Genomic DNA, 12,150 nt, shown 5'->3' with positions numbered 1-12,150 from the left:
CCCCTGTGGGAGCGAGCAGGCTCGCTCCCACAGGGATTTTGACTGGCCTTTACATCGGTGGTGTCACGCCATCCTTGCCGGCCGAGATCGATTGCGCGGTCAGCGTCCCGTCGGCACTCTGCGTCACAAACGTCACGATCTTCACCCCCACCTTCAGCAGGCTGCGATCCCCTGGTACCAAGTTAACGATCGGCACATCCTCCGGCACCAGAATCTTCTGCTGCCCGCCCTTGTAGTTAACCGTCAGCACCCGGCCATTGCTGACCACCAGATCGCCGACGCTGCCATTGGTCATGGTGCTGCCCTTGACCAAATCAAACGGCCGATGCCCGTCGCCGCTACCGGCCAGTTCCGGTGGAAAGACGTGGACTTCCAGCGCCTTGAGGGTGCCATCTTCCTGAGGAACGGCGGCCGTGCCGATGTAGCTGCCAGGTTTGATGTCTTCGATATTGGCCAGTGTGACGGCGCGGATCCTGGTGTCGTTGGTCAGGTTGATGACTACGTTTTCGCCACTGCTGGCGTGGACTTTCAACACGTCAGGGCTGACTCCGGTGATCTCGCCACGAACGCCAATACGCATGCCCGGCGCGTCGGCGGCCTGGGCCAGGCCTGCTGTTAACAAGGTCATCAGTGTCAGGGCTGAAGCGCCGCGAATCAGGTGATGGAACATTGCATTCATGGCAGTGCCTTCCGGTAGTGAAACGTGAAGTGAGAACATAAGCACGCTATCGAACACGATGTAAGTGAATGTATCATCCAAGCTCTTTATCCCGACGCAAGGCTCTCCTCTCGCCCCACGTCACCCATTCCGCAATGGAATAATTATTATCATTCCAATCACTTTTCCGCCGTTTGGGCTTACCGCTTAGCCTTCGCGCATTCCCTTTTGTTCAGAGCGACCCGTTATGAAACCAGCGACTCAGGTGCCCCACGGCACGGCGACAATGACCAAAGGCATGGTGTTGCTCTTCGCCTTCTGCTGCGGCGCCATTGTGGCCAATATTTACTACGCCCAGCCGATAATAGGCCTGATCGCGCCGGACATCGGCCTGTCCAGCACCATGGCCAGCCTGATTGTTTCGCTGACCCAGATTGGCTATGCACTGGGGTTGTTCTTCCTGGTGCCGCTGGGCGATTTGCTGGAAAACCGCCGACTGATGATCATCACCACCGTGGTGGCGATTGCGAGTTTGCTGGGCGCTGCGTTCACCGATCAGCCCAACTTATTTTTGCTCATCTCCGTGCTGGTGGGTTTCAGTTCGGTGTCAGTGCAGATCCTGATTCCCCTGGCCGCGCACCTCGCACCGGAAGAATCTCGTGGCCGCGTGGTCGGCGGGATCATGGGCGGCTTGCTGCTAGGCATTCTGTTGGCTCGACCAGTGTCCAGCGTGGTAGCTGACCACTTCGGCTGGCGTGCGATGTTTATGATTGCGGCAGCGTTGATGGCGGCGATCAGTATCGTGCTCGCGCTGACCATCCCCAAGCGCCAGCCTGATCACAGCGCGTCTTATGGGCAGCTGCTGGGTTCGCTGTGGACGCTGTTGCGCCAACAACCGGTATTGCGTCAGCGTGCGTTCTACCAGGGTTGCATGTTCGCCACATTCAGCCTGTTCTGGACCGCCGTGCCGCTGGAGCTCGCACGCAATCATGGCCTGTCGCAAACCCAGATCGCGATCTTCGCCCTGGTCGGTGCCATCGGCGCCATCGCAGCACCCATTGCCGGGCGACTGGCCGATGCCGGGCATACCCGCATCGCGTCCTTGCTGGCCCTGCTGTTCGCCAGTCTTAGTTTTTTGCCGGCATTCATCCATCCGCTCTACAGCGTCATCGGCCTTGCCGTGACCGGCGTGGTTCTCGACTTCTGCGTGCAGATGAACATGGTCCTCGGCCAACGCGCGGTCTACGCCCTCGACGCCAAAAGCCGCAGTCGCCTCAATGCGCTGTACATGACCAGCATCTTCATCGGCGGCGCGTTCGGTTCGTCGGTGGCCAGCGCGGTGTATGAACATGGCGGCTGGCTGTGGATCGTGATTGTCGGCAGTGCGTTTCCACTGTTGGCGTTATTGCGGTTTTTGAGTGTGTCGCAGAAGGCTTCGTTGGCGACGGCTTAAGCTTTTAAAACATCGTCGGAACACCACCCAGAACCCAGTTCGCTCTCGCAGGTTATCGCCAAACCTGTGGGAGCGCGCCTGCTGGAGATGCAATGTAACGGCAATCGCTTCAATCAAATTTTCAACATTCCCCATCCTCTGCCTGCAAATTCCGGATGATCCCGATGCGTGCTCACTGATGTCGGCGCCGGAACGTCCAACCCCTCCTCCCCCATTTGTTGCAGAAGGCTTTGCTTGGGTTATTTAAAGATGACATGTACGAAGGCAAATCAGTTATGGAACTTTATCAAAACACTTACATCTGGGATAAGCGAAGTGGAATCACCGAAACCGAATTCAACGACAAAGTGTTGGAACAATATCTACGACGGTTACAAGGCATAGCTGTTTGATGCGCAGTGCATTTATCACAGGGGCCAGTACGTTACCGTCATGCAACAGCCAGATCAGCGCATAAACATAAGGCGACCCGAGGGTCGCCTTACTCTGTGCTGAAAGTTACTGCCCGAATTGCCGCCCCAACCCACCCGGCACGCCATGTATATCCGTGTCTTCCCACGGACCGTCCGGGCTGATCGAGCGGCTCCAGCCGTTGTTCCAGCGGTAGTAGGTGCGCTGGCGGTAGAAGGTGTTGGTCTGATCCTCCAGCACATAGACGCCGAGCTTGGCATCCCAATGGCTGTTGCCACCCGGTGGCGGCGCGAAGCTGGCGGAGGTGCGTGGCATCGGTTTGGCGGGCTTGGCTGGGGTGCCCGGTTTGCCCGGAGTGGGTGTTGGCGACGGAGTAGGTCGTGGCTGCGACGGCGGAATCGGTGGCGGCGACGTGGGCTCCGGCGGTTGGACCGCACATGCGCTTAACCCCAAAACCAGACTGAGCAGGGTGATACGAGCAATAGCGGTCATGTGGCGTTTTCCTGTTATTTATCCGGGCTGTCGATGGTCAGTGTCTGCGGCGCGGTGGTGCTGCTGGCCAGAGGCTGGCTGCGACCGACCCATTCTCCGGCAGTCGGTTGGCCGGCACGGGAGACGCGCGCAACCAGTTGGACTTCAGGAAAGTTCGACAGTTTCAACTGCGGCATCATGGCATCGGCATCACCCAGTTCGACAGTCACCGGCAAGTCGGCCACGGTCAGGCGTTTGGCCGCCAGCGGCGCGGGCGGGCCCGAGGTGGCGCGGGCGAAGATGAATACGCTGTCGCCCGGTTGGACCTTGGCTTTGAGCGCGGGCGCCAGGTCTACGGTGACTTTCAGCAACGCTGCAGGTTTGGCCGCGGGTGCCTGGGCAACCTTGCCACCGCTGGCTTCAAGCTTCTCGGTGGCCTTGGCGATACCGCCTTCCAGTGCGCCACGGGAGCTGTCGTCGGGCGGCAGTTGCGCCAGCAGGCGATTCCAATAGTCGATGGCGTCCTGATAACGCTGGCTTTCAAACGCCGCGATACCGAGCAGGCCCAGACTGGTGACTTCTTTCGGATCGGCTTTCAAAGCCTCGTCGGTCAGCGCCTGAATCTTGTCCGACCACTTTTTGCCATCGGCGAAGTATTGGGCTTGAGCCCATTGGCCGAGCAGTTCCGGTTCACGACCGGCCACGTTAACCGTGCGTTCGAAGATCTTCGCGGCGTCGCCAGGACGGTCCTGAGCCATGTACGTGCGACCGAGGAAATACAGGCCCTCAGCCGAGTCTGGCTGAGCGGCGACGGCGCGTTCCAGACGACGGGTCATCTCTTCCATCGACTGTGGCGCCTGGGCGAATTCGCGGGTCAGTTCGACTTTGTCGCTGGCACCGAAATGCAGGTACAAGCCAAGTCCGAGCACCGGAACCAATACCGCCGCCAGCAATGGCAATGGCTTGCCCAAGCGAGTCACTCGCGGCGCTGCAACGCCTTCGGTGTCGGCGAGCAACTCACGGGCTGCTTCGGCGCGGCCGGCGTCCATTTGCGCGGCATCGAGAACGCCCTCTTCCTGCTGAGTCTGCAACTCAGCCACGCGCTCTTGATACAGCGCGACGTTCAGGGCAGTACGATCCTCTTCAAGTTGCGCGCGACGACCACGCAGAACCGGGATCAACAGAAAACTCAGGGCAACCAGAAGTAGCAGACCTGCAGCGAGCCAGAAATCAATCATTCTTGGTTTTTATCCAACAGGTGGTCGAGGCGCTCACGCTCCTCGGCAGAAAGCGCGTCCGGTGTTGCAGCGCGTTGTACGCGACGACGGCGGACGATCACGGCGATGATCACGAAACCGCCCAGCAACAGGCCGGCGGGGCCGAACCAGAGCAGTGCCGTCTTGGCGTTGAGTGCCGGTTTGTAGCGGACAAAATCACCATAACGGTCGACCATGAAGTCGATGATCTGCTGATTGTCCTTGCCCTCGCCGAGCATGCGGAAGATCTCTTTGCGCAGGTCGGCGGCGATTGGCGCGTTGGAATCGGCGATGTCCTGATTCTGGCACTTGGGGCAACGCAGTTCTTTGGTCAACTCGCGAAAACGCTCGCGATCACCTTCTTTGGCGAACTCGTAGGTGTCGATGGCGGCATGCGCCACGCCGGCCATGCTCAAGCCCAATACCACAGCTGCTATCCAGCGCTTCATGGCTTGGCCTCATCGACCAGCGACTGATACTTGGCGGCCAGTTTTTCGCGCCAGACCTGCTCGTCGATCACGCCGACAAACTTGTCGCGGATGACACCTTTTGCATCGATGAAGAAGGTTTCCGGCGCGCCGTACACGCCGAGGTTCAGGCCAAGGGAACCGGCATCGTCGCGGATGTCCAGCTGGTAGGGGTTGTGAAACTCCTCCAGCCACTTCAAGGCATCAGCGTTGACGTCCTTGTAGTTGATGCCGTAAATCACCACGCCCTGCTGGGCAAGTTTGTTCAGCACCGGGTGCTCGACCCGGCAGGAAATGCACCAGGTGCCCCAGACATTGACCAGCGCTGGTTTACCCAGAATGTCAGCCTTGCTCAGGGTCTTGTCGCCCTGCACGTTCGGCAGGGAAAACTCCGGGAACGGCTTGTTGATCATCGCCGAAGGCAACTCGGCCGGATCCAGATACAGCCCGCGATACAGAAAAACAGCCACCACCAGAAAAATCACCAGAGGCAACAGCATCAACCAACGTCTCATGCAGCGGCTCCCGTCATGCCCAGTGCTTCACGCACGCGGCTTTTCACCTTGACCCGATAACGCCGGTCCAGCGCCGCCAGCAACCCGCCGAAGCCGGTCAACAGACCGCCGAACCAGATCCAGCGCACGAACGGTTTGACGTGAACGCGCACGGCCCAGGCGCCATCACCCAGCGGTTCGCCGAGGGCGACGTAGAGGTCACGGGTGAAACCGGCATCGATCCCGGCTTCGGTCATCACCGAGTTCTGAACGGTGTAGAGGCGTTTTTCCGGATGCAACACGCTGACTTCCTTACCGCCCTTGATCACCCGGACGGTGCCTTTGTCGGAGGTGAAATTCGGGCCTTCGAAGTGCTTGGCGCCTTCGAACACAAACTGATAACCGCCCAGATCCATCGACTCGCCTGGCGCCAGGCGCAGGTCTCGCTCGGCACTGTTCTGGCTCGACAGCACGACGCCAAGGGCGCACACGGCGATGCCGAGGTGAGCGATCTGCATGCCCCAATAGCTGCGGGTCAGGGTCGGCAAGCCTTTGATCAGACCTTTGTGGCGAGTCTTGTCGACAATGTCACGCACTCCGGCCAACAACACCCAGGCCGCGAGCATGAAGGTCGCGATGACTGCCCAGTTGAAATCGCCGTAAGCGACACCAGCAACCACAGCCAATGCAGCACTGCCCAGCAACACCGGGGTGAGCATGCTCATCAGCCATTTGACCGGGGTGTCTTTCCAGCGCACCAGCATGCCGACCGCCATCACCACCATCAGCAACGCCATCAACGGAATGAACAGCGCGTTGAAGTATGGTGGGCCGACTGACAGCTTGGCGCCGGTCATCGCATCCAGAATCAATGGGTACAAGGTACCGAGCAGGATCATCGAAGCCGCCACCACCAGCACCAGGTTGTTGCCCAGCAGCAGGGTTTCCCGGGACCAGAGGTTGAAGCCCACCTGACTCTTGACCACCGGTGCGCGCAGGGCGAACAGCGTCAGCGAACCGCCGACCACAAACAGCAGGAAGATCAGGATGAACACACCGCGCTCAGGGTCGGACGCAAACGCATGGACCGAGGTCAGCACGCCGGAACGCACAAGGAACGTACCGAGCAAGCTCAACGAGAATGCGGCAATGGCCAGCAACACGGTCCAGCTCTTGAACACGCCACGTTTTTCCGTGACCGCCAACGAGTGAATCAACGCAGTGCCCACCAGCCAAGGCATGAAGGAAGCGTTTTCGACCGGGTCCCAGAACCACCAGCCGCCCCAGCCCAGTTCGTAATAGGCCCACCACGAACCGAGGGTGATGCCGATGCCGAGGAACGCCCAGGCAACGATGGTCCACGGACGCGACCAGCGAGCCCATGCGGCATCAAGTCGACCGCCCATCAGCGCCGCGATGGCGAAGGCAAAGGCTACCGAGAAACCGACGTAACCCATGTACAGCATCGGCGGGTGAACGATCAGGCCAATGTCTTGCAGCAACGGATTGAGGTCAGCACCGTCGCTCGGCATTTGCGGCAGGATGCGCTTGAACGGGTTGGAGGTAAGGATCAGGAACAGCAGGAAACCAGTGCTGATCATGCCCATCACGGCCAGTACCCGCGCCAGCATGACTTGCGGCAACTGCCGGGAGAACACCGATACCGCGAAGGTCCAGCCACCAAGAATTAATGCCCAGAGCAGCAACGAACCTTCGTGCGCGCCCCACACTGCACTGAATTTGTAGTACCACGGCAAGGCACTGTTGGAGTTGCTGGCGACGTAGGCGACCGAGAAGTCGTCGGTCATGAACGCATACGTCAGGCAACCGAAGGCGAACACCAGAAAAGCACACTGCCCCCATGCGGCCGGCTGGGCCAGGCTCATCCACAAGCGGTCACCGCGCCAGGCACCCAGCAGTGGCACCACGGCCTGAACCAGCGCGAAACACAGCGCCAGGATCATGGCCAGGTGGCCAAGCTCAGGGATAAAGATTCCGGACGTCATCAATTAACCCTCTTTGGCTTGTGTAGGCGCCGACTGGCCACTGTCTTTCAGGGCCTTGGTCACTTCCGGCGGCATGTACTTTTCATCGTGCTTGGCCAGCACTTCGTCGGCCACCACCACGCCGTCGGCGTTGAGTTTGCCCAGGGCGACAATACCCTGCCCTTCGCGGAACAGATCCGGAAGGATGCCGCGATAGGTGATGGTCACGGATTTATTGAAGTCGGTGACGATGAATTTCACGTCCAGCGAGTCGCCGGAGCGTTTCAGCGAATCTTTCTCGACCATGCCGCCCGCACGGATGCGCGTGTCTAGTGGCGCTTCGCCGTTGGCGATCTGGGTCGGGGTGTAAAACAGATTGATGTTCTGCTGCAGGGCACTCAGGGCCAGGCCGACGGCAGAGCCGACACCGACCAGAATCGCGAGAATGATGATAAGACGCTTTTTGCGCAGCGGATTCACTTGCCGTTCTCCCGGCGCAAACGACGCGCCTCTTGTTGCAGATACCGCTTGCGGGCCAGGATCGGCGCCGCCACGTTGAGGACCAGCACCGTCAGGCAGATGCCGTAGGCTGACCAGACATACAGGGCGTGATGGCCCATGGCGAGGAAGTCGCCGAATGAAGCAAAACTCATCGAGCGGCCTCCAGACTGTTTTGTACTTCGGCCTTGACCCAACTGGCGCGCGCTTCGCGCTTTAGCACTTCAAGGCGCATGCGCAGCAACAAGACCGCGCCGAAGAAACAGTAGAAGCCCAGCACCGTCAGCAGCAATGGCAGCCACATCTCGGCCGGCATCGCCGGTTTTTCGGTGAGGGTGAAAGTCGCGCCCTGATGCAGGGTGTTCCACCACTCCACCGAATATTTGATGATTGGGATGTTGATCACGCCGACAATCGCCAACACCGCGCAGGCCTTGGCGGCGCTGTCACGATTGCTGATGGCGTTGCCCAGCGCAATAAGACCGAAGTACAGAAACAGCAGAATCAGCATCGACGTAAGTCGTGCATCCCAGACCCACCACGAACCCCAGGTCGGTTTGCCCCAGATCGCACCGGTGACCAGCGCCACGGCGGTCATCCAGGCACCGATGGGGGCCGCGCATTGCAGGGCGACGTCGGCCAGTTTCATCTTCCAGACCAGCCCGACGATGCCGCACACGGCCAGCATCACATAGCAGGACTGCGCCAGCATCGCGGCGGGAACGTGGATATAGATGATGCGAAAGCTGTTGCCTTGCTGGTAATCAGGCGGCGCGAAGGCCAGGCCCCAAACGACACCCACGCCAATCAGCAGCAACGCCGCGACGCTCAGCCAGGGCAGCAGTTTGCCGCTGATGCCGTAAAACCATTTGGGCGAGCCGAGCTTGTGAAACCACGTCCAGTTCATACTGTTTCCATCACGGTTGCCCTTCGCTGTGAAGAGCTGGGTCTTTACTGGTTAAATTTTAACCAGACCTCATTATTCGCCGACGCTGATCTTCAGGCCAGCAGCTATTGCAAAAGGTGTCAGGGTTATCGCCAGGGCGGTCAGGCTACCAAGCCACAGGAGATAACCGGTCGCCGGCATGCCTTGCAAGGCCGCCTGCAAGGCGCCACTGCCAAGAATCAACACCGGGATGTACAGCGGCAAGATCAGCAGCGCCAGTAACAGGCCACCGCGCTTCAATCCCACCGTCAGGGCTGCGCCCACCGCACCGAGCAGGCTCAACACCGGTGTACCCAGCAATAAAGAAAGCAGCAACACCGGCAGACAAGCGGCAGGCAGACCGAGCATCAATGCCAGCAATGGCGCGAGCAAAACCAGTGCCAAACCAGAGAAAGCCCAGTGTGCCAGTACCTTGGCCAAAACCAGAAGAGGCAGAGGGTGCGACGAAAGGACCCACTGTTCAAGGGAGCCGTCTTCGAAATCACTGCGGAAAAGCCCGTCCAGCGAGAGCAAAACCGATAAAAGCGCCGCAACCCACACCAGTCCCGGAGACAAGGTTTGCAACAATTGAGCCTCGGGGCCGACCGCCAACGGGAACAGCGCGACCACGATGGCGAAGAATACCAGCGGATTGGCCAGTTCCGCTGGACGGCGGAACAACAAACGGGCCTCACGGGCGACCAACAGGCCGAAAACACTCATACGGCCCAATTCCCTAGATCAATGTCGCGGTAGCTGGCGGGCATCCGGGTCAGCGTGTGGTGCGTAGTCAACACGACCATGCCACCCTGCTCGCAGTGTGCGGCCAGGTGTTCTTCGAGTTGTGCCACGCCTTGTTTGTCGAGCGCAGTGAACGGTTCATCGAGAATCCACAGCGGCGGGCTGTCCAGGTACAGCCGCGCCAGCGCCACACGACGATGCTGGCCGGCAGACAGGGTGTGGCAAGGAACATCCTCGAAACCGCGCAACCCCACAGCCGCCAATGCCTGCCAGATGGCTTCATGGGACGCCGGATGATGCAGGGCGCAGAGCCAGCTGAGATTTTCCTCGGGGGTCAGCAGTTCCTTGATGCCGGCGGCATGACCAATCCACAGCAGATTGCGCGCCAATTCGTAACGTTGTTCATGCAGTGGTTGGCCGTTAAGCAGCACTTGACCGGCGGTCGGCTGCATCAGGCCGCACAGCAGACGCAACAAGCTGGTCTTGCCACTGCCGTTAGGGCCGCTGATTTGCACCATTTCGCCACTGGCCAGTCTCAAATCGAGATTTTCGAAGAGCAGCCGAAGGTCTCGCTCACAAGCGAGGGCAACGGTTTGCAGGACAGGGCTGGTCAAGGGATCACGGGCCTTTTGCGGTTCAAGTCGGCGGCGAAGCGGCCGCTAAAGAGATGCAGCATAGATACATTGGCGGCTTGTTCTAGAGAGCTGCGTCAAACTATTGCAATGTTTTCGCTACTCCCCGAAGACGGGCGGCATTATACATGCCATGCCCTACTCTAAAGAGTGCAATTTCCTCAGGTTGTGACCGCGTATGACAGGCGAAATGAACATCCTCCCTCTGCCGCAGACCACGCCCGCCCCTTCGCGGCCGTTGGGGGTGAGTGGCGACCCGCTGAAGTTGCTGACGCCGATGGAGGGCCTGATCTCTGCCGGCCAGACCGCCAAGGCTGAAGTGCTGTCACTCAAGCAGACGGACCGGGTCTTTCAACTGTTGCTCAAAATCACCCTCGACAGTGGTCGCCAAACCACGGTCCAAGCCACTAGCACTCAACCGCTGCCCCAAGGCACTAGTCTGGCAATCACCCAACCGTCGGCGAGCAATCTGGCAATCACCGTGCAACAGGCCATCGCCACAAGCGTCGCCACCCTTACCCGCATCGACACGGCGCAGTTGCCGGCCGGCACCTTGCTGCAAGGCAAAGTGCTGACCTCGCAGGTGCTGCCACAGGTGCCGGGGCAACCGATGGTTTTCCGCTCGATGGTGAGCTTGCTGAACACGGTACTGAGCGGCAGCACACTGAGCATCGACAGCCCGACGCCTCTGCGCATCGGCACTTTGCTGAGCGCGTTGGTGCAGGACACCCAGACGCTGAAATTCGTCCCATTGAGCAGCCGTCAGGAACAGTTGGCGGTGACGCAGCAATTGGTTAATCAACAAAGTCGCCAGGGTTCTATGGGTGGCTTGCTCAATGTCCTGCAAAACCTGCCGCAGACGGATCAGACCTCCCGCGACCTGCGCGTTGTCGTGGATAAGTTGCTCGCAGGCCTGCCAGACGTTCAGCAACTGAGCACGTCCAAAGGCCTGGCTCAGGCATTGGCCAATTGCGGCCTGTTCCTCGAGGCGAAACTGCTGAACGGACAAAACCCGACGCTGACACCAGACATGAAGGGCGACCTGCTCAAACTGATCGCACAACTGACACAGGGTCTGCCGGCCAATACCAACCTGAACGCAATCATCGCCGCCAATACGCTGGTGCAGTCGATGCCGAGCTTTGTGCGCAGCGCCCTCGGCATGCTTGGCCAGGTCAGCGCCAAACCGCTGCCGAGCAGTTTCCCGCTGCCCGAGCGCCTGCTGCAAAGCCATGACGGCGAAGGTGATCTGGAACACTTGCTGCGTTTGGCAGCGGCCGCCGTTTCGCGCCTGCAAAGCCATCAACTGTCGAGCCTGGAGCAAACCGGCGTGACAGACGATGGTCGCCTGCTCAGCACCTGGCAGCTGGAAATCCCGATGCGCAACCTGCAGGACATTGTGCCGTTGCAGCTCAAATTCCAGCGCGAAGAAGCCCCCGAGAAAGAACAACCGCACGAACGTCGCGACGAACATGAGCCGAAACAGCAATTGTGGCGCGTCGACCTGGCGTTCGACATGGAACCGCTGGGCCCGCTGCAGATTCAGGCGCAGCTGATCAAGGGCAGCCTGTCCAGCCAGCTCTGGGCCGAACGCCCCTACACCGCGAGCCTGATCGAAAATAATCTGGCGGCACTGCGCGAACGCCTGCTCGCATCGGGTCTGAATGTCGGCGATCTCGACTGCCACCTCGGCAAACCACCCCAAGGCCCGCAAACCCGCCTCGAACAACGCTGGGTCGACGAAACCGCATGAGCAACCCCAACGCCCCACGCCAGGCCATTGCCCTCAAATACGACGGCAGCCACGCACCTACCCTCACGGCCAAGGGTGACGAAGCGCTGGCTGAAGAAATTTTACGGATCGCCCGCGAGTATGAAGTGCCGATCTACGAGAACCCCGAGCTGGTGCGTCTGCTGGCAAAGATGGAATTGGGCGAAAGTATTCCGGAGGAGTTGTACCGCACGATTGCCGAGATTATTGCGTTTGCGTGGAATTTGAAGGGCAAGTTTCCAGCGGGGCATGATTCTGAGGGGGTGATGGTTGAGAAGGACGTCACCGATCGCGGGGATGATTATTGAATCTTTGTTGAATGCAAAAAATCGCAGCCTCGTTTCACTCGACAGCTCCTACATTGGAATGGCGTACGCCTCGTAGGAGC

General features: G+C 59.7%; 14 protein-coding genes. 3 read left to right on the top strand and 11 right to left on the bottom strand.

All coding sequences use genetic code 11. The features are described 5' to 3' along the window. Positions 1-49: 49 nt before the first annotated feature. On the bottom strand, positions 50-679 hold the full coding sequence (locus AC1DRJ_RS01810) for a hypothetical protein (RefSeq protein ID WP_477800540.1): 630 nt from the start codon (positions 677-679) through the stop codon (positions 50-52). Between the two features lie 226 nt (positions 680-905). Here AC1DRJ_RS01810 and AC1DRJ_RS01805 point away from each other — a divergent pair, with 226 nt between their 5' ends. After that, the gene (locus tag AC1DRJ_RS01805; protein WP_477800539.1) at positions 906-2,111 is read left to right on the top strand and encodes an MFS transporter; all 1,206 of its coding nucleotides are present in this window, start codon (positions 906-908) and stop codon (positions 2,109-2,111) included. Between the two features lie 498 nt (positions 2,112-2,609). On the opposite strand, the gene AC1DRJ_RS01800 is transcribed toward AC1DRJ_RS01805, so the two are convergent. The 10 genes from AC1DRJ_RS01800 to ccmA all read right to left on the bottom strand — a co-directional run bounded on the left by AC1DRJ_RS01800 (position 2,610) and on the right by ccmA (position 9,973). Continuing rightward, positions 2,610-3,014, bottom strand: a complete 405-nt coding sequence (locus tag AC1DRJ_RS01800; RefSeq protein ID WP_477800538.1) for a hypothetical protein — start codon at positions 3,012-3,014, stop codon at positions 2,610-2,612. Between the two features lie 14 nt (positions 3,015-3,028). Further along, a complete protein-coding gene (gene ccmI / locus AC1DRJ_RS01795) occupies positions 3,029-4,231 on the bottom strand; it encodes a c-type cytochrome biogenesis protein CcmI (protein ID WP_477800537.1) in 1,203 nt (400 codons plus the stop codon). After that, positions 4,228-4,698 (bottom strand): cytochrome c-type biogenesis protein, encoded by a 471-nt coding sequence (locus AC1DRJ_RS01790; protein ID WP_477800536.1) that lies wholly within the window; start codon positions 4,696-4,698, stop codon positions 4,228-4,230. The genes ccmI and AC1DRJ_RS01790 overlap by 4 nt, the downstream gene beginning before the upstream one ends. Further along, positions 4,695-5,231 carry a DsbE family thiol:disulfide interchange protein gene (locus AC1DRJ_RS01785; RefSeq protein ID WP_477800535.1) on the bottom strand — a complete coding sequence of 179 codons (537 nt, stop codon included), beginning with the start codon at positions 5,229-5,231 and terminating at the stop codon, positions 4,695-4,697. Before AC1DRJ_RS01785 ends, AC1DRJ_RS01790 begins: the two co-directional genes overlap by 4 nt. Next, complete coding sequence (locus tag AC1DRJ_RS01780; RefSeq protein ID WP_477800534.1) at positions 5,228-7,216, bottom strand: heme lyase CcmF/NrfE family subunit; 1,989 nt, start codon at positions 7,214-7,216, stop codon at positions 5,228-5,230. The genes AC1DRJ_RS01785 and AC1DRJ_RS01780 overlap by 4 nt, the downstream gene beginning before the upstream one ends. Positions 7,217-7,219: 3 nt before the next feature. Then, positions 7,220-7,675: a cytochrome c maturation protein CcmE gene (gene ccmE / locus AC1DRJ_RS01775; protein ID WP_477800533.1), complete on the bottom strand. Its 456-nt coding sequence runs from the start codon at positions 7,673-7,675 to the stop codon at positions 7,220-7,222. Then, complete coding sequence (ccmD, locus tag AC1DRJ_RS01770) at positions 7,672-7,848, bottom strand: heme exporter protein CcmD (RefSeq protein ID WP_477800532.1); 177 nt, start codon at positions 7,846-7,848, stop codon at positions 7,672-7,674. Before ccmD ends, ccmE begins: the two co-directional genes overlap by 4 nt. Further along, positions 7,845-8,600: a heme ABC transporter permease gene (locus tag AC1DRJ_RS01765; RefSeq protein ID WP_007946756.1), complete on the bottom strand. Its 756-nt coding sequence runs from the start codon at positions 8,598-8,600 to the stop codon at positions 7,845-7,847. Before AC1DRJ_RS01765 ends, ccmD begins: the two co-directional genes overlap by 4 nt. A gap of 72 nt (positions 8,601-8,672) precedes the next feature. Beyond that, complete coding sequence (gene ccmB / locus AC1DRJ_RS01760) at positions 8,673-9,341, bottom strand: heme exporter protein CcmB (protein WP_007946758.1); 669 nt, start codon at positions 9,339-9,341, stop codon at positions 8,673-8,675. Continuing rightward, positions 9,338-9,973: a cytochrome c biogenesis heme-transporting ATPase CcmA gene (gene ccmA / locus AC1DRJ_RS01755; RefSeq protein ID WP_477800531.1), complete on the bottom strand. Its 636-nt coding sequence runs from the start codon at positions 9,971-9,973 to the stop codon at positions 9,338-9,340. The genes ccmB and ccmA overlap by 4 nt, the downstream gene beginning before the upstream one ends. Positions 9,974-10,169: 196 nt before the next feature. Here ccmA and fliK point away from each other — a divergent pair, with 196 nt between their 5' ends. Further along, positions 10,170-11,744: a flagellar hook-length control protein FliK gene (gene fliK / locus AC1DRJ_RS01750; protein WP_477800530.1), complete on the top strand. Its 1,575-nt coding sequence runs from the start codon at positions 10,170-10,172 to the stop codon at positions 11,742-11,744. Beyond that, positions 11,741-12,070 (top strand): EscU/YscU/HrcU family type III secretion system export apparatus switch protein, encoded by a 330-nt coding sequence (locus tag AC1DRJ_RS01745; RefSeq protein WP_477800529.1) that lies wholly within the window; start codon positions 11,741-11,743, stop codon positions 12,068-12,070. The genes fliK and AC1DRJ_RS01745 overlap by 4 nt, the downstream gene beginning before the upstream one ends. Positions 12,071-12,150 lie beyond the last annotated feature (80 nt).

The sequence above is a fragment of the Pseudomonas sp. P5_B2 genome, assembly GCF_056400445.1.
Note: the sequence above shows the minus strand (reverse complement) of the source record. Positions and strands in the feature narration are given on the sequence as shown.